12 protein-coding genes and 3 tRNA genes are annotated in these 17,683 nt (G+C 74.4%); 9 read left to right on the plus strand and 6 right to left on the minus strand.

Annotation, left to right across the window (positions count from 1 at the left end; translation table 11 throughout):
* Window positions 1-13 precede the first annotated feature (13 nt).
* Window positions 14-3,652, minus strand: a complete 3,639-nt coding sequence (locus ACH499_RS02970) for a S8 family serine peptidase (RefSeq protein WP_399013477.1) — start codon at window positions 3,650-3,652, stop codon at window positions 14-16.
* 407 nt (window positions 3,653-4,059) lie between these two features.
* On the opposite strand from ACH499_RS02970, the gene ACH499_RS02975 reads away from it, so the two are divergent.
* The 4 genes from ACH499_RS02975 to ACH499_RS02990 all read left to right on the plus strand — a co-directional run bounded on the left by ACH499_RS02975 (window position 4,060) and on the right by ACH499_RS02990 (window position 7,615).
* On the plus strand, window positions 4,060-5,097 hold the full coding sequence (locus ACH499_RS02975; RefSeq protein WP_356196988.1) for a rod shape-determining protein: 1,038 nt from the start codon (window positions 4,060-4,062) through the stop codon (window positions 5,095-5,097).
* 21 nt (window positions 5,098-5,118) lie between these two features.
* Window positions 5,119-6,564 (plus strand): GAF domain-containing protein, encoded by a 1,446-nt coding sequence (locus ACH499_RS02980; RefSeq protein ID WP_399013479.1) that lies wholly within the window; start codon window positions 5,119-5,121, stop codon window positions 6,562-6,564.
* A gap of 147 nt (window positions 6,565-6,711) precedes the next feature.
* Window positions 6,712-7,389: an ANTAR domain-containing response regulator gene (locus ACH499_RS02985; RefSeq protein ID WP_399013480.1), complete on the plus strand. Its 678-nt coding sequence runs from the start codon at window positions 6,712-6,714 to the stop codon at window positions 7,387-7,389.
* A gap of 79 nt (window positions 7,390-7,468) precedes the next feature.
* A complete protein-coding gene (locus ACH499_RS02990; RefSeq protein WP_356196981.1) occupies window positions 7,469-7,615 on the plus strand; it encodes a hypothetical protein in 147 nt (48 codons plus the stop codon).
* Window positions 7,616-7,715: 100 nt separating this feature from the next.
* On the opposite strand, the gene ACH499_RS02995 is transcribed toward ACH499_RS02990, so the two are convergent.
* Both ACH499_RS02995 and ACH499_RS03000 read right to left on the minus strand, forming a co-directional pair.
* Window positions 7,716-8,432: a hypothetical protein gene (locus tag ACH499_RS02995; RefSeq protein ID WP_356196979.1), complete on the minus strand. Its 717-nt coding sequence runs from the start codon at window positions 8,430-8,432 to the stop codon at window positions 7,716-7,718.
* Between the two features lie 102 nt (window positions 8,433-8,534).
* A complete protein-coding gene (locus ACH499_RS03000; protein WP_399013482.1) occupies window positions 8,535-9,389 on the minus strand; it encodes a hypothetical protein in 855 nt (284 codons plus the stop codon).
* Between the two features lie 288 nt (window positions 9,390-9,677).
* Between ACH499_RS03000 and ACH499_RS03005 the strand changes: the two genes are divergently transcribed.
* The 4 genes from ACH499_RS03005 to ACH499_RS03020 all read left to right on the plus strand — a co-directional run bounded on the left by ACH499_RS03005 (window position 9,678) and on the right by ACH499_RS03020 (window position 16,783).
* A complete protein-coding gene (locus ACH499_RS03005; protein ID WP_399013483.1) occupies window positions 9,678-12,458 on the plus strand; it encodes a TIR domain-containing protein in 2,781 nt (926 codons plus the stop codon).
* A 247-nt stretch (window positions 12,459-12,705) separates the two neighbouring features.
* Window positions 12,706-13,179 carry a hypothetical protein gene (locus ACH499_RS03010; RefSeq protein WP_399013484.1) on the plus strand — a complete coding sequence of 158 codons (474 nt, stop codon included), beginning with the start codon at window positions 12,706-12,708 and terminating at the stop codon, window positions 13,177-13,179.
* The gene (locus ACH499_RS03015) at window positions 13,176-16,070 is read left to right on the plus strand and encodes a hypothetical protein (RefSeq protein WP_399013486.1); all 2,895 of its coding nucleotides are present in this window, start codon (window positions 13,176-13,178) and stop codon (window positions 16,068-16,070) included. The genes ACH499_RS03010 and ACH499_RS03015 overlap by 4 nt, the downstream gene beginning before the upstream one ends.
* A gap of 41 nt (window positions 16,071-16,111) precedes the next feature.
* Entirely contained in the window at window positions 16,112-16,783 is a 672-nt protein-coding gene (locus ACH499_RS03020) for a hypothetical protein (protein ID WP_399013487.1), read from the plus strand.
* A 1-nt stretch (window position 16,784) separates the two neighbouring features.
* Here ACH499_RS03020 and ACH499_RS03025 read toward each other — a convergent pair.
* The 3 genes from ACH499_RS03025 to ACH499_RS03035 form a co-directional block, all read right to left on the minus strand.
* Window positions 16,785-16,861 (minus strand) — tRNA-Ile (locus ACH499_RS03025).
* Between the two features lie 211 nt (window positions 16,862-17,072).
* Window positions 17,073-17,145: transfer RNA gene (locus ACH499_RS03030), tRNA-Asn, on the minus strand.
* 5 nt (window positions 17,146-17,150) lie between these two features.
* Window positions 17,151-17,223 (minus strand) — tRNA-Asn (locus tag ACH499_RS03035).
* A gap of 148 nt (window positions 17,224-17,371) precedes the next feature.
* Between ACH499_RS03035 and ACH499_RS03040 the strand changes: the two genes are divergently transcribed.
* Entirely contained in the window at window positions 17,372-17,677 is a 306-nt protein-coding gene (locus tag ACH499_RS03040; RefSeq protein ID WP_356196966.1) for a YtxH domain-containing protein, read from the plus strand.
* The last annotated feature ends 6 nt before the right edge of the window (window positions 17,678-17,683 follow it).

Genomic DNA, 17,683 nt, shown 5'->3' on the forward strand with positions numbered 1-17,683 from the left:
CGCCGTCCGCGTGTCAGCGCACGCCCGCGGCCCGCACGATCTCCTGCGTGACCGACCCGCCCCGGTCGTCGTGCGCCGACGCCCGCAGCGACACGGACGCGGCGCCGCGCGGCACGCTCAGCGTCCCCCGCCAGGACGCGCCGTCGGCGGCGCCGAGGGGGACGTCCCGCCAGGTCCTCCCGTCGTCGTAGGAGACCTCCAGCGCCCCGCCGCCGATCGTCCCGGTGCCCGTCGCGCCGGGCACGTACCGCGCCCCGATCCCGACGCGCACCTTCTTCCCGCCGCGCACCTCGCCCGCGAGGTCGGTGGGGAGGTCGAAGGAGAGGTTGATCAGCGGCAGCCGGGTCCAGCCGTCGTCGGGCGTCGCCGCCGAGCGGAACGTCCACTCGGCGTGCCCCTCCGTCCCCCGCCCCCAGCGGTCCGCGTCCAGCGCGGTGTCCGTGACGAGCCGGTACGTGCGCTCGTCGGCCGGGGCGTCCTGCACGAAGGCCGTGGGGCCGGTCGTACGGTCGACCGGCTCGCCGTCCAGGTACACCGCGGTGGTCTGCGACAGGCCGCTGTCCGCGCTGTAGACGTCGCCGGAGCCCGTGTGGTCGGGGCCCGAGTCGCCGAAGCCGGGCACGTTGAACTGGAGCCGGTCGCCCGACCGCTCCTGGCCCCAGGCCAGTCCGGTGCCGAGCCACGGGTGCCACACGGGTCTGAACCAGTTCAGCACCGGGCGCGTGCCGCCCTCGTAGCGGACCGGGCCGCCGCGCTGCTCCAGCGCCCCTCCGGCCAGGTCCACGGACTCGTGCCAGAGCTGGCCGGGGCCGGTCGAGACGTACTCGGTCCGTTCAGCGGGAAAGCCGATCCGCTCCTTGAAGCCGAGGCCGACCGGGAAGGTGTCGGTGATCGAGTACCGGAACCCGCCGCCGCTCGCCGGCACCGGAGCGTGGTACCGGGCGCGCACCTCGGCGAGGTCGCCCCTGCCGGGCGCGTAGGTCAGGTCCCGGTCGGGAATCCCGCCGGGATACCCCCGCGCCAGGTCGTACACGTACGGCGTGTCACGCGTGCCGGTCATGTCGACGCGGCCCGCCGCGCGCAGCTTCGCCGCGTCGGCGGCGGAGACCGTGGCGATCTGGAGGGGCCGGTCGGCGTTGTCGTCCGTGCCCCACCAGGCCGTCAGCCGGCCGGGCGCGTCGTCCGTCACGAACAGGGCCTTCGCCCCCGCGTCCTGCGCCCGCTGCGCGAGCGCCACCGGGTCGCCGCCCCCGGCGAGCCGGGCGAGGACCGCCTTGCCCTCCACCCCGGTGAGCGGACCGTCGCCGACGTCGGCCAGCGGCAGTCTGCTGCGCCCCTCGATCAGGGTGCCGCCCGACTGGACGACGGCCTCGCCGATCCCCCTGACCTCCAGCGACGGCTTGCCGAGCCGCCACACGGTCCGGTACTCGAAGCCGCCCTCGGTGACCTTCCCGGTGGGCGCGGCGAAGACGCTGTCGTAGGCCGGGGGCACCTGGACCGCGCCGAACTCGTGGGCGCCGTTCGCCGCACGGTCGTACTCCATGATCAGTTGCCGCGTCTCGGTGCGCCGGCCGACATCGGCCCGGATCTCCCGCAGCTCCCGGCCGTCCAGGGTGACGTCGCGGTCGCGGTCCAGCACGACCTCGGGCGCCGCGAGGAAGCCGAGTCCGAGCGAGTCGGCGCCGTGGCTGCCGCGCACGTCGAGGAAGGACGTCAGGCTGTACGTCCCCGGCGCCAGCCGCAGCTTGAGGGTGCCGGACCCGCCGACCCCGGCCGGGAGGGGGTCGGCGCCCTCGGCCAGGCGCTGCACCGTCACGTCGGCGCTCGCGGGCGCGCCCGAACGGTTTTTGACGTGCAGGGTGAGTGTGTACCGCTCCTCCTCCTTGACCAGCCCGAACGCGGTGTGCGCGACGGGCGCGCCGCCGGCCGAGGCCACGATCCGCCCGGAGGTGGTGCCGACCGGCGCCTTGCCGCCGTCCCCGGTGACGGTCGTCGTGGCGGTGCCGTGCGCGGGCACGGTGAGGGTGGTGTCGGCGAGTGCGGCGACGCCGTCGGGCGCCCCCTCGACGGACAGGCTCAGCTCGACGGGGGCGTCGGAGGAGTTGGCGTAGGCGAGGGTCCGCACGACCGGCTCGTTCGCGTCATGGGGCCAGGGGTGGAAGCCGAGGTCGACGCTGCCGGTCGCGGTGATCCGCGCGGCCAGGGCGCCGGGCACGGCCACCCGGCCCGCGCCCAGTAGGTGGGCGGGGGCGTCGAGCGGCTTCGACGTGGACATCAGCGCGTCCTTGAGCCGTGCGCCGTTCCAGTCGGGGTGCTTCTCGGCGAGCAGCGCGGCCACCCCGGCGACGTGCGGGGCCGCCATCGACGTACCGCTCATCGCGGTGTAGTCGCCGCTGCCCGCGCCGAGCCGCGAGCGGGCGGCGAGGATGCCGACGCCGGGGGCGGACAGGTCGGGCTTGAGGGCGTTGTCGCCGAAGCGGGGGCCGGCGCTGGTGAACCAGGCGGCCCGGTCCGCGGAGTCGACGGCGCCGACGGTCAGCGCGGCGTCGGCGGCGCCCGGCGAGCCTATGGACGAGGGCGCGCCGGTGTTGCCGGCCGCGACCACGAAGAGCGCGCCGGTCTCGCGGGACAGGGTGTTCACGGCCGTCGCCATGGGGTCGGTGCCGTCGCTGGGCTCGGTGGATCCGAGGCTCATGGAGACGATGTCGGCGCCCACCTCCCGGGCCGCCCACTCCATCCCCGCGATGACCTCGGACTCGCGGCCCGAGCCCTGGTCGTCGAGGACCTTGCCGACGGCGAGCAGGGCCCCGGGGGCGACGCCCTTCTCCTTGCCGTCGGAGGCGGCGCCGCTGCCGCCGACGGTGGAGGCGACGTGCGTCCCGTGGCCGTAGCGGTCGGCGACCTCCTCGCCCGCGACGAAGCTGCGGCCGGCGGCGATCCGTCCGACGAGGTCGGGGTGGCCCGCGTCCACGCCGCTGTCCAGCACGGCCACGGTGACGCCCTTGCCGGTCAGCCCGGCCTTCCAGGCGTCGGGGGTGCCGATCTGGGCGTTGCTCTCCGCCATGGCGGCGCCGACCCGGCCGTCGAGCCACACGCCGTCCATGCCGGCGCCCCGCCGGGTGAACGCCCGCCAGAAGGTCCGCCCCTTGTCCGCCGCGACGGCGGCACCGCGCACGCTGGGCAGCTGCCGCTTCCGTTCGGTGCCCCGCGGCGTGCCCGCCCGCAGGCCCTCGGCGTAGGTGACGATCAGCGGCAGTTCGCCGGTCTCGGCGTCGGCGAGGTCCTGGCGCAGCAACTCGTCCACGTCGAAGAGCCGTTCGTCGAGGCTTCCGTCGCGCAGATACGGCAGGGCCTCGTCCGGTACGACGGTCGTCCGGCCGCCGGAGCCGCGGGTGTGCACGGCGCCGGTGGCCCCCTCGGGCCGCTCCACCGTGACGGTGCGCCTCCCGCCGCCGAGTTCGGTGACGGTGACGCGGTCGCCCGTGACGAGGGTGACGGTGCGGGCGGCGGAGGGGGCCTCGGCCGAGGGCGCGGCGGGGGGTGTGCCGGGTGCCGCGTCCTGCCGCGCCGTCGCCGGGCCGGCCGGCAGGAGTGCGATCAGGAGCCCCGCGGACAGCAGGGCCGCCCCGCGTCCGACTGGTCGTCTGCTCATGCACGTCTCTCTTCGTGGGGTCGTGAGCGTGGTGGGCGAGTGCTGCGAAGAGTCTCACGGGCCGTGTGGCACAAGGGAGTTGAGAGTACGTGGCGGATTGGCGCCCCGGGCGGGTTCCCGCCACCGCCCGGCTTCCGCATCCGCGCGACACGTCCCGTCCTCCCGGCCGCGCCCCCGGCGCCGCCCGGGACTGCCCCTTCGATCCGCGCCCGGGGCGCCTGCTTCCCCTCGCCCGGGGCGGCTCCTTCCCCCGCGCCCGGGGCGGCGGCTCCTCCCCCGCGCCCCCCATTCAGCGGCCCCCCGCCCGGCCCCCTCCGAAAGGCGCCCGCTCCCGCCCCCGCGCACGATGCCTAGGAGACCGGCCACCCGCCGGCCCCGCACGGTCTGCGCTCTCGGGAGGAACTGCCATGACCGCCACTCTGGAGCAGCTACGCCGCTGCCACTTCGGCGTCGACCTCGGCGCGTCGAGGACCCGGGTCTACGTGAAGGGCGCCGGACTCGTCGTCGACCAGCCGTCCGCCGCCGCGGTCAACACCCGCACCGGCGCGCTCATCGCGGTGGGCGAGCTGGCGGAGAAGATGACGGGCCGCACCCCCGGCTACATCCGCGTCGTACGTCCCGTCTCCGGCGGCACGGTCGTCGACATCGAGATGGCGCAGCGCATGCTGCGGCACCTGCTCGGCGACAAGATCCGCCGGGCGCTGCGCCGCAAGCCCCGGCTGCGCGCCGCCGTGTGCACACCGCACGACGCCGATCCGCTGGCCCAGCGGGCGGCGATCGAGACGCTGGTCGGACTCGGTGCCCGGCGGGTGGAGCTGGTCGACACCCTGATCGCCGCCGCGGTCGGCTGCGGACTCCCGGTGGAGCATCCCGAAGCCACGATGATCATGGTGTGCGGGGCGCACGCCACACAGGTCGCGGTGCTCTCCCTCGGCTCCATCGTCACCGCCGAACGCATCCCGGTCGGCGGTGAGGCCGTCGACCACGCGATCGTCCAGCACCTGCGCCACCAGCACGAACTGGTGCTGCCCAGCCAGTCGGTGCGCCCGCTCCAGCTCGCCCTGTCCGGCAACGGGCTCACCGCGCAGGGGCCCACGTCCACCGAGATCCACGGCCGGGACGTGGCGACGGGACTGGCCCGCAGCGTGCGGGTGGACACCGCCGCGGTCCGCAACGCCATCCAGACGCCGCTGACGGGCGTGCTCGACGGCATCGGCAAGGTGCTGCGCGACTGCCCGCCGGACCTGGTCGCGGACCTCGCCGACCGCGGGATCATGATGGTCGGCGGCAGTGCCCTGCTGCCCGGCTTCGACCAGATGCTGCGCCAGGCGACGGGCATGCCGGTGCACATCGCGGAGCGGCCCGACGTGTGCGCCGTGCAGGGCCTCGGCACGATGCTGGAGGGCCAGGTCGAGCCGCTGGTGCTGGACCCGCTGGCCGACTGAGCCGCACCGGCGACCGACGGCATGACCGCCCGGCCCGCGTCCCGGCTGACCCGCCTCCTCGACGCCGTCCTCGGCGTCGGCACCGACCTCGACCTGCGCAGCACCCTCCAGCACTTCGTGGAGGGCGCCGCCGAACTCATCGACGCCGCCTCGGCGGAGCTGCTGCCGGCGGACCCGGGGCGGGACGGGCTCACGGAGATCCGCACCCCGGCACCGGACCGCCCCTCCCGAACCGGCACCCCGGCACCGAAGGACGCACCCGCGCACCGGCTGCGGGTGCCGATCCACGTACGGGACGAGAAGTTCGGCGAGCTGCACCTGGCCGGCCGGCCCGGCGGCCCCGCCTTCACCGCCGCCGACGAGCAACTGCTGCGGGTACTGGCCACCCAGGCCGGCATCGCCATCGGCAACGCCCGCCTGTACGAGGCGGCCCGGCAGCGCGAGCGCTGGATCGAGGGCGCCGCCGCCGTCACCACCGCGCTGCTCACCGGCGAGAGCGCCGACGACGCGCTGACGACCGTCGCCGAACGGGCCCGGCTGCTCGCCGACGCCTCGGCCGGCGTGATCCTCCAGCCGACGCCCGAGGGCGGCATGGAGATCGTGACCGCCTCGACGCCCGACGACCCGGACGCCATCGTCGGCGCGACCATCGCCCCGGGCAGCCCCGTCCTCGCGCAACTGCTGGGCGGTGAGCCGGTGTTCATCGCGGACTCCGCGACCGACCCGCGCATGACGACGCACGTGCGGCACCGCTTCGGCCCCAGCATGATGCTCCCGCTCCAGGCGAGCGGCAGGCTGATCGGCACCCTCGCGCTGCCCCGCCGCCGCGGGGACCGCCCGTACACGGCCGCCGAACGGCTGCTCGCCACGCAGTTCGCCTCCCAGGCCGCGCTGGCCCTCGTCCTCGCCGACGCCCAGCACGGCCGGGAGCGCCTCGCGGTCTACGAGGACCGCGACCGCATCGCTCGTGACCTGCACGACCTGGTGGTGCAGCGGCTGTTCGCCACCGGGATGATGCTGGAGTCCACCCGGCGCCGCCCCGGCGCGGAGGACGTCGGCGACATCCTCGGCCGGGCGGTGGACGAGCTGCGCTCCACGGTCCAGGAGGTGCGTACGGCGATCATCGCGCTCCAGCAGCCCCCGGCCGGTCCACCCGCCGGCCTGCGCGGCCGGGTGCTGCGCGAGACCGCGTCCGCCGCCGCCGCGCTCGGCCTCCCTCCCTCCACCCACTTCACGGGCCCCGTCGACACCCGCGTACCGGACCCGGTCGCCGACCGTCTGCTGACCGCCCTGCGCCGTGCCCTGGCCGCCGCCTCCCGCGCTCACGACGTGACCCGCGTCGAGGTCGCCGTCGACGCGACCGCGTCCCTGCCGGACGGGCGCGACGCGGTGCGGCTGACGGTCTCGCACGACGGCACACCCGGTGGGCAGGAGCCGGCGACGGTCACCTGGCAGTACCCCCTGTGACGGCCCGCGCCCCTACCCGTCTCTCCCCCGGTCATTCCCCTTCGCCGGGTGTACTCCGCCGGGCGGCGGGCAGGCGGACCAGCACACGGGGGCCGCGCGACGTGGCGAACGTCGCCGGGGACCGACGAGGTAGGACAAGGCGGTGACATGACCTCAGCGGCACCACCACGTCCGGCGGGGAGGCCGGCCACCCTGGTGATCGACGGCCACGTGGACGGGGGCCGGGCGCTGCTCGTCCCCCGGGGAGAGCTGGTCCACGGGTGCGCGGCGGCCCTGGGCGAGGCCCTGGCCGGACTGCCGGCGGGCGTCGAACGGGTGGATCTGGACATGCGCGACGTGGTCTTCATGGACACGGCCGGGCTGCAGTTCCTGGAGCTGCTGCGCGACTACGGCCACCGGTGGTCGGTGCCGGTGACGGCACGGAACTGGACCGGCCAGCCCCGCAGGATCCTCGAACTGCTCGGCCTGGACGCCACCGCCCCCCTGCACACCGCCCCGGACCCGCCCGCCCCGGCTCCGGTGCGCTCGGCGGTGGCGGCGGAGCGGTCGGAGCGGCTGCACGTGCTCCAGGAGGAGGTGGAGCAGCTTCGGCACGCGATCGCGTCCCGTCCTGTCATCGACCAGGCACGCGGCGTGCTCATGGCCCTGCACTCCTGCACGCCGGACGAGGCGTGGCACATCCTGCGGGAGGCGTCCCAGCTCTCCAACACCAAGCTGCGCACCGTGGCCGCCGCGGTGACCGCCGGCGCCCGCGTCGACGGCCCGCCGCCACCGCCCGAGGTGCGCACGGCCCTGCGGACGGCCCTGGAGCGGGCGGGCCGCTGAGGGGCCGGGACCGGTGGCGTGCCGGCCGGCCGGGCGGGGGTACTCGGCGCGGGAAGCCGCACGGACAGGAGGTGCCGCCATGACCGATCAGACCCCGTCCCAGGCGGAGGGCGAGCGCGACGACGAGTGGGAGCCCGCCGACAACCCGGCGCAGACCACTCCCTCGCAGGCGGAGGGCGAGCGCGACGACGAGAACGGCGAGGACGTCGGCGAGGGCGGCCGGTGACCCGTACCGGAGGTGGTGCGGCGCCGCGCCACCTCCCCCACCGCACCGCACACTCGCGGTGATCCGCCGTCACGCTCTGCCAGGAACGGAGTCGGCCCGGTCACCCGCCGTGGCCGCCGGGCGGGTCCTGCGCCGGAACCCCCACCGCGACGCGGGAGCCGTGCCACGCGGACCTGCGGAGATGGCGTTCGGGGTCACGGACGCCCGCGATCTCGCCCAGGCCGATGATGTACGGCCGCAGACCGAGCTGGAGTTCCCGCAGGGCCTGCCGGAATTCCGCGTTCTGGCTCCAGGCCGACTCGTCCTCGCCGGGGTGTGCCTCCTCGAACGCGCGCAGCCGGGGATGCCAGGTGGCGAGGAACGGTGCGAGTTCGAAGTTCAGGATGTCCAGGACCAGTTCGTGAACGGAGTCGCCCTCCGCGGGAGGCGGCGGGGCGCCCTCGGACTCCAGGGGTTCGCGGTACAGGTCGAAGAGCGTCTTGAGGGACGTGAGGGCTTCCCGGAGATTGCCGCTCCCGTCGTCCAGCGGCCTGGTCGCCACGCGCGTCGCGGCCTGGAAGAACATGCGGAGCGCCGCCTGCCGCATGTCCGTGTTCGTCCTGAACGTCATCTCGCTGCCGGGAAGCACGAGGCGCACCTCGGTCAACTGGACGGATCGCCGGTACAGATCGGCCCCCAGCACCAGAGCCAGGCCGACGATCGCACCCACCACGACGGAGAGGACCTGCCCGCCCGTCTGGCTGATGGAGTAGGCGGCCACACCGACGACCGCGCCCACGACCGCGGCCAGCGACGCCCTCCCCGCCGTGCGTAACACGCCCGTTCCGTCACGTCTTTGACGCACCGCCACCTTCTGCCTCTTTCCCCGTCACGTGTTGTGTGCACCGCACGTCGTCCGCGCTGGGGGGAACCTACCGGGTCACGTGCCCCCGCGCAGGCGTCCGAGCCCCCGGGCCACCAGGGCGGCGATCCGGTGCGGGTCCCGGCAGCCGGCCAGTTCCCGGGTCTCCGCCCCGGTGAGTCCGTTGCCGGGCGGCACCTGCCGTGCCGGAGCGTCCGCGAGGGCACGCAGGCGGGCCAGGCCGTCGAGGAACCGGGGGTCGGGAGGGGACGCGTCGGCGGGATCGGGCACCACCGGTGCGCCGCTGACGCCGAGGGCGTGCGCGATCTCGGCGGTGACCCCGCCGTAGCCTGCCGCGAGATGGACGGGCCGCCCCGCCTCCAGTGCCAGGAACGCTTCCTCCATGAGCCCCGGAAGGGCTCCGGCGAAGCCGCTGCGCCTGCCGCCGAGGAAGAGGTGCGCGTCCGTGTGCCGCGTCAGGTGGCGTCGCATTCCGGTGAGCGCCCGCCGCCGGATCTCCGGGGCGAAGGCGGACACGGGCTCCTCGCCCCGGCCGGCCGCGGGGTCCACGGGGGTGCCGTCGGCGTCCAGACAGACGATCTCCGCCGGCTCACCGAACTGGTCCCGTCGCCGCTGGAGTTCCGACAGGGGCAGGCGACGGTGCTCGGTCCACGCCAGGCAGCAGAGCAGGGCCCGGCGCCCGTGCGCGTACGCACGCGCCCGCTCGACCAGGAAGGGCGTGTAGCCGTCCGGGCTCAGGTTCCCTCCGTAGGCCAGTTCACCGCCCGCCGGCACGACGATGCGGACGAGTTCGCCGAGCACGGCGCGGAAGTCGGTCTCGGCCAGGCCCAGACGGTCCAGGTCCGCGCTCGGCGCGACCGAGACACCGATCCGCGTTCCCTTCAGGGCGTCGGGTGGCAGTACGTGGGACATGGTGCGGCTCCTCCCCCTCCGCCCTGAGCCTGTCCGTTCGCGTCCGGGGGAAACACACCGCCGCGCCCGGAGCATGCATGACCGTCCCCGGTCGGAGTGAACTTTCCTCGCTCCAGCTCCATCGGACCACCGTGGCCGCTATGTTTCTTCCCCTCTTCGTGATGGGAACGGGAAAGTACGGAGTGTGACCGGAGGCCTCGTGGCACGGACGCGTCGGGGAGCGGACGAGCGGATGGGTACGCAGTGATACCGCCTGCCTTACGGCCCGGCCGTACGGGGGACGAGGGGGTGGCGGACCGGACGACGGAGTACGACGCCTTCATCTCGTACAGCCACGCCTGGGACAGGGAGGTCGCGCACGCCCTGCACCGCGCCCTGCAGAACTTCGGCCGTCCCTGGTACCGGCCCAGAAGCCTGAAGCTGTTCCGTGACGAGACCAACCTGACGGCGAGTCCCCATCTGTGGCGGGACATCGAGCAGGGGCTGCGCCGCTCCCGCTGGCTGGTGGTGATGGCGAGCCCGGCGGCCGCGGCCTCCCCGTGGGTGCGCAGGGAGATCGCCTGGTGGCTCACCCACCGGTCGGCGGACACCCTGCTCCTCGCGTGGACCGACGGCACCCTGGCCTGGGACCCGGAGCGCGCTTCGTTCGACTGGTCGAGGACCGACGCGCTGCCCCGGGAGGAGATGGCCACCGCGTTCGTCGACGAGCCGCGCTGGGTCGATCTGCGCTGGCTGCGCGACCCCGAGCAGACCAGGTCGGATCCGCGTCTGCTCGACAGCGTGGCGCAGTTCGTCGCCCCCCTCACCGGCCGGTCGAAGGACGCCCTGATCGGCGACCACGTACGTCAGCGCAGGAGGAACCGCCACTGGCTCCAGGCGACGCTCAGCATCCTCACCGTGCTGCTCCTGACCGCCGTGGCCGGTGGCGTCACCGCGTACCAGCAGCGCAACCACGCCCGCGCGCAGACCCTGGTCGCGCAGTCCCGGCAACTCGTCGCCGAGGCCTCGTCGATCAGCGACACCCACCCCGACCTGGCGCGCCAGTTGATGGTGCAGGCCTACCGGTTCGCCCCGACGGCCGAAGCGGTCGGCGCGCTCGTCGAGAGTTTCGCGATGCCCCGGATCGTCCCGTCGCGGGGCTCCGTCCGCGCGGCCGCGTACAGCAGCCGGGGACTTCTCGTGGTGGCCGACCGGAGCGTCCACCTGTTCGACGCCGGCCGTCCGGACCCGCCGGTCACGCTCGACGTGGGCAAGCGGCGGGTGACGGCTGCCGCCTTCAGCCCGGACGGCCAACTGCTGGCGCTCGGTTCGGCCGACGGGCGGATTCACCTGCTGGAGATGACGGACGGCGGCCGTCCCCGCCGCGCGGCGACGGTGCCGGGCCCCGCCGTCGGTACGGAGATCCTCACCCTCGTCCTCACCTCCGGCGGCCGGCTGGTCGTCATGACGGTGAAGGGCGGCGCGATTCTCGACGTCCGCGACCCCACGCGCACGCGGACGGTCGCCGGCCTGTCCGAGGCGTCGGTCGCCACGAGCCCCGACGGCGATCTGCTGGCCACGGCGCGGGCGGACGGGCGTCTGTGGCTGTGGGACCTGTCCGGCGGCGGACGGCCACGGCAGGTCGCCGCGCTCACCGCGCCCCCCGGCAGCAACGAACGGACGCCGCAACGGGCCGCGTTCAGCCCGGACGGCCAGACCCTGGCCGTCGCGGGCAAGGACAGCAGGGTGCGCCTGTGGGACGTCACCGCCCCGGCCCGCCCCGTCGCCCGGCCCGAGCTCTACGCGCAGAGCCGCGGCGGTCTGCGCACCGTGGCGTTCTCCCCCGACGCGACCACCCTGGCCGCGGGAGACGGTGACGGCACGATCGCCCTGTGGGACGTGTCCGATCCCCCGCGTCCCCGCCCGGGCGCCCGGCTCACCGGTCACACGGCGACGGTGCACACCCTCGCCTTCAGCCCGGACGGGCACACCCTGGCCTCCGTCGGCGTGGAGCACACCGGGAGCAGCGCCCTGCGGCTGTGGTCGGTCTCGGGGACCGAGCGGACCTCCGCGTTCACCGTCCTGCCGACCTCGGGCTCCTCTACGCCGTCGTTCAGCGCGGACGGCCGTCTCCTGGCCGCGGGCGGCCTGCCCACCACCGTGTGGCGGGTGGAGGACCCGCGCACCGCGCACCTCACGACCACGGTGGAGACCGTCCCCGTCAACGGACAGGCGGCGGCCTTCGGCCCCGACGGGCACACCCTGTTCTCCGGACTGCCGGTGAAGGCATGGGATCTGAGTGACCCGGCGAACGCCCGCGACCTCACCCCGGGAACGATCCGCACATGGGGTGCGAGCGACATCGCGGTCCATCCCGAACTGCCGCTGCTCGCCGTGGCCACCCGGGTCGGCGACGCCGTGGAACTGTGGAACGTCGGCGACAGGGAACGGCCCGCGCGGCTCGCCAGGCTCGACTCGCTCGACACCTCGGCCCAGGCCCTGGCCTTCAGCTCCGACGGGTCGCTGCTCGCCGCGCCGGCCCACGAGGGCGGCTCCGTACAGCTCTGGAAGGTGACCGGGCATTCCCGGCCCACGCACGCGGGAGAGGTACCGACGACGGACCGGGTCAAGGCCACGGCGCTGGCCTTCGTCCCCGGCCACCGCACCCTGCTCCTGGGGGACGAGAGCGGAACGATCACCCTGTGGGACGTGTCCGATCCCGGCCGGCCGGTGCGCCGGGGCGCCTCCACCCGGCACACCGGCGCCGTCAGCGGCGCCTCGTTCCACCCCGGTGGTGAACTCGCGGCCACCTCGGGCCAGGACGGCCGCATCCGCCTGTGGAACGTCGCGGATCCCCGGCGGCCCGTCGAGGTGACCTCACTGAGCAACGGGGGTTTCTACCCCGCCGCCTCCGTGAGCTTCAGTCCGGACGGACGTCTTCTGGCGGCCGGCGGGGACCGTGGCCTGCGGCTGTGGACCGTGGACCCGGCCGGCATCCTGCGCCGGCTGTGCGCGGAGTCCACCGGTATCAGCCGCGACGAGTGGGCCGAGTACCTCCCGGACCGCCCCTACGACCCGCCCTGCGCCTGACGGCCCGCCCCTCGCCCCACCTCAGACGGAGGACCCCGTGCCAGATCGCCCACGACGCGCCGCCCCACTAGCCGCGCTCCTCGCTCTCCTCACCCTGTCCGGGGCATGCGGCAGTCCGAGCCCCGCCCCGCCCGTCACGTCGGCGTCCGAGAGCCCGTCCGCCTCCGCGTCCGCGAGCAGGTCCCCCACCGCGCGGTCGGCGGCCGGACCGGTGGTGGTCGGGCGCGCGCCGGCGGACCTGCGCGACGTGGACTGGAAACAGGTCCCCGTCCCGGGCGAGTTCTGCGGCGTGCCGGGACTCGTGCGCTTCGGCTCCGGGAACGAGGCCAGGGCCACCTCCACGGTGTGGGGGCAGGTGGAGATCGTCCGCGGTCTGCGCGTCCAGTACGGGGACAGCGACGAAGACGGCCGCGACGAGGCCGTCCTCTCCGTGGGCTGCAGCGACGAGGTGACCATGAACGACCAGGTCGCCATGGGCTTCGTCGTGTACACCCACGCGGGGAACGACCTCGCCGTCCTCGGCTCGATCACCCCCCGGCGGAAGACGGATCAGTACACCACGCTGCTCACGGGCGTGGAGTTCGCGCCGGGGCGGATCATCGTGCACGAGAAGTGGTACCGCCCCAACGACGCGCACTGCTGCCCGAGCGGCGACGCCACCACCGTCTGGCTCCGCGAGGACGGCCGGCTGACGCCGGGCACGACCCGGGTCGCCTCTTGACGGGCACCGCGGCCCCCGGGGCGGAGCACGGCCGGGCGGCCGGGAAGCCGGCGGACGGGGACGGAGGACGGCGCTACGACGTCTTCGTCTCCTACAGCCAGAACCTCGACCGCGACGTCGCGACCGTCTTCCAGCGGGGCATGGAGAACTTCGGGCGCCCCTGGTACCGGCCGACGCGGCTGCGGGTGTTCCGTGACATGACGCATCTCAGCGCCAGTCACGACCTTCAGGGCGACATCGAGGACGCGCTGGCACGTTCGAGCTGGCTCGTCGTGATGGCCTCCCCCCTCGCCGCGGCGTCCCCCTGGGTCCGCGCCGAGATCGACTGGTGGGTGGCCAACAAGCGGGTCGAGCGCATGCTGCTCGCATGGACCGACGGCCACCTCGAATGGAGTCCGGCGGAGCGGAACTTCGACTGGTCCCGGACAGACGCCCTGCCCCGCGAACAGATGGAGAGGGCGCTGGCCGCCGCACCCGGGGCACCCCGGTGGGTCGACCTCAGATGGCTGCGCGCCCAGATCGACGAGCGCGGCTCCGTGCCCCCCAACGATCCCCGGCTGCTGGCGGACGTCGCGGAGTTCGTCGCCCCGATCCAGGGCCGGTCGAAGGCCGAACTGATCGGGCACCACCTCCGGCTGAGGAAGCGGCGGAACCGGCTCGTCGCGGCGACGGTCGTGGTCCTCGGCGCGCTGCTGGCCGCGGCCACGGGGCTCGGTCTCGCGGCCGACCGCCAGCGGGACGTGGCGACCGAACGCCGGCTGGCCGCCACTTCACGGCAGTTGGTCGCCGAGGCCACGTCCATCCAGTACGCGCGTCCCGATCTGGCCCGTCAGCTCCTCGTGGAGGCGTACCGCCTGGCGCACACGGAGCAGGCCGTCGGCGCCCTGCTGGGCAGCGCGAGCATTCCCCGGGTGCTGCGCACCGACGGCGCCTCCCGTGCCGTCGCGTTCAGTCCGCGGGGACGGCTGCTGGCGGCCGCCTCCGTCGGCGGCGTGACGTTGTTCGACGGTGCGACGGGGAGCGTGGTCTCCACCCTCCGGGGCCAGGGCAACACGGCGGCCCTCGCCTTCAGCGCGGACGGCGGTCTGCTGGCCGCGGGCGACTCGGAGGGACACGTGCGCCTGTGGGACGTGTCGGACGCGCGCGAGCCCGGGCCGGCCGGCTCCGCGCGGCCCGTCGCCGACGTGAAGGAGCTTTCCTTCGCGGGAACCTCCTCCCTGCTGGCGGTGGGCAACGGTCTGCGCGTCGTGGTCCTCGACACCCGCGATCGGGGCCGCCCCGAAGTGACCGACTACTCCTCCGCGTTCGACTCGGCCCTGGGCTTCGGTGCGGACACGAGCCCGGACGGGAAGCTGATCGCGACGGGTGCGGGAGACGACCGCGTACGGATCATGGGCCTGTCCCCGACCGGACGGCTGTCGACCGTCAGCACCCTCGACACGCCGTCCTCCGCGGTGGTCTTCAGCCCCTCCGGCCACCTCCTCGCCACCTCCGGTGAGGACGGCACCGCCCGTCTGTGGGACATCGCGGACCCCCGGCGCCCGGTGCCGCGCGCCACGCTCAACGGCGCGAACTCCTCGCGCACCCTGGTGGCCTTCACCGAGGACGGGAAGACGCTGGCCGTTGGCACGGGCGACGGGGCCGTCCAGTTGTGGGACATCTCCGACCCCGTCCGTCCCCTCCAGGGCGACCGACTCTCCGGGCACACGGGCACCGTCAGCTCCCTCGCCTTCGACCCGGACGGGCGCACTCTCGCGTCCGTGGGCCTGGGTGACGCCTCCACCCCGGCCGAGGCACACCGGGCCAAGGGCGTCGTGCGCCTGTGGAACGTCCACGGCTCCCGAAGCTCGTCGGCCTACGCGTCGGTGCCCGCCGGACAGTTGTCCTCCCAGCCCTTCGGCCCGGGGGGCCGGATCCTCGTGACCGGCCGGCCCGGCGCCCTCTACCGTCTGGGCACAGGTCAGGAACCACCCCGGCGCCTGGCCACGCTCCCCTCCTTCCGAAGCGGCGGCCAGACGTACTCCTTCAGCCCGGACGGACGCACCCTGGCCACCGGACACCCGTCGGTCCTCTGGGACGTGAGCGACCCCGCACACCCGCGCGAGCGAGGCCGCGTCGAGGAGGTGCAGGACCCGCACGGGACGGTGTACGAACCCGGCGGCGCGGTCCTGGCCGCCGCCGAACCGCTCAGCCCCGTCCGCCTCTGGGAGGTGAGCGATCCGGACCGTCCCCGGGACCTCGGCACACTGCCCGGCTCCGGGCCCGGCCCCGGGCCGTACTGGGGGACCGCGCCCGCCGCCTTCGCCGCGGACCGCGGCCTGGTGGCCGTGACCGGCGAGGACGGCACGACGGTCCACCTGTGGGACCTCGGCCGCGATGGCCGCCGGTACGACCCCGTGCGGACGGACGTGATCGCGCTCGAGGACGCCCGCGTGGGCGCCCTGACCACGAGCCCGGACGGCAACACCCTGTACGTCGGGGACTCTCAGGGAACCCTCACCGTCTGGGACATCACCGATCCGCACCGCCCCAGGGCCAGGGGTGCCTCACAGAGGCACGCGAGCCAGGTGACCCACCTCGCGGCGGACCCCGCCCGGCCCCTCCTGGCGAGCGCGGACCACCACGGGGCCGTGCGGCTGTGGGACGTCGGCAAGGCGTCCGCGCCCCGCGAAGTGGCCCTGCTCGCCACCAACGAGCGCTACTCCACCACCGGGGTCGCCTTCAGCCCCGACGGTGGCCTGATCGCGGTCTCCACCTACGACAGCACCCAGTTGTGGCGCACGGACCTCGACGCCGTGCTCGGGCGACTGTGCGCCGAGTCCGTACCCCTCACCGAGTCCGAGTGGAAGCAGTACCTCCCGGACCACGCCTACGACCCCCCGTGCGCGTAGCACGGCCTGCCGCTCCACCCCGCCGACCCACAGGAGGCCCCGTGCACCGCCCCGGGACGCTCGTACCCCTGACCGCGCTCGTGCTGGCACTCGGTGGGGGGTGTTCGTCCCCCGCTCCCGACCCCAAGGTCCCCCGCGCCTCCCAGCCGGCGTACACCCAGACGTCCGAACCGGCCGACAGCCCGACCTCGGCCGGCAAGGTGCTGAACGAGGCGCCCGACGACCTGCGCGGCCTGGACTGGGCACGCACCGCGGTCCCGGGCGACTTCTGCCACGTACCGGGTCTCATCCGCTTCCGGTCCGGCAAGGCACCGGTGCGGTCCGACGAGTGGGGCAGTGTCCGTGCCGAGCACTTCCCGGACGACGTCGTCTACGGCGACGTCGTCGGGGACTCCCGCGTCGAGGCCGCCCTGCGGGTGGGCTGCGACACGGGCGGTGACACGGCAAGCGGCCGGCTCGTGTGGGCCTACCTGGTCTTCACCAGCGAGGACGGGAAGCTCGTGCTCCTGGGAACGATCACTCCCCAGCAGTACGCGGGGGGTCAGGCCAGCAGCTTCGAGAGCATCGACCTGGCGCGCGGGCGGGTCACCGCCCACGAGAGCTGGCACCGGCAGGCGGATGCCGTCTGCTGCCCGTCGGGCAAGGCCGTCACCGTCTGGCGGGTGGGCGACGACGGCACCCTCGAGGCGGGGGCACCGCGCGTCACTGCGTGAGTGGTGGGGCGGGTGGGACTCGAACCCACGGCCGACGGATTATGAGTCCGCTGCTCTAACCGGCTGAGCTACCGCCCCATAGACGGCGTGTCGCGTACATGTGTGCGCGCCGTCTGCCGCAGCATAGCCGGTCATACGATCTCCCGCCTCGGATGGTCGGCCCGGCGCGACGCCCGCACGACCTTGAGGACTCCGCGGCGTGCCGCGCGGTTCCCGCCGGTTCCCGGCAGATTCGAGGGCATGAGGCCGGACATGAAAAAGGACCCCCAAGGGGTCCTCGTTCACGATGCTCCCCCGACTGGACTCGAACCAGTAACCTGCCGGTTAACAGCCGGCTGCTCTGCCAATTGAGCTACGGAGGACCGAGCTCCCCCGACTGGACTCGAACCAGTAACCTGCCGGTTAACAGCCGGCTGCTCTGCCAATTGAGCTACGGAGGAATGCCTCGTCGCATCGAACGCGTCTGCCTGGGTAGTCGCCAGGGGGCGCGCGCTCGCTGCGACACATACATTAGCGCAAGCAGGGGGGTGCTCCGCCAATCGGTATCCCCCCGCACCGACAGAGCTACGCAAGGGAAGGGTGGCCGCCATGCGTTACCGGCTCACATTCGTCGTCGGACTCGCCGTGGGCTACGTGCTGGGCACGAAGGCCGGCCGCGAGCGTTACGAGCAGTTGAGGAAGTCCGCGCGGCAGGTCGCACAGAACCCGGCCGTCCGCAACACCGCCGAGTCGGCGGCCCAGCAGGGCAGGCACTTCGCGGACAAGGCGTACCACGTGGTGAGCGACAAGGTCGGCGACCGGATGCCCGACTCCGTCGCCCAGCGGGTGCGGTCGCTGCGCGAGCGCAACGCCAACGGTTCCGGCGCGGACGACTGGGGCACCAGCAACACCTGAGTCACG

It is taken from the genome of Streptomyces sp. NPDC018947 (assembly GCF_044390505.1).
GTDB lineage: Bacteria > Actinomycetota > Actinomycetes > Streptomycetales > Streptomycetaceae > Streptomyces.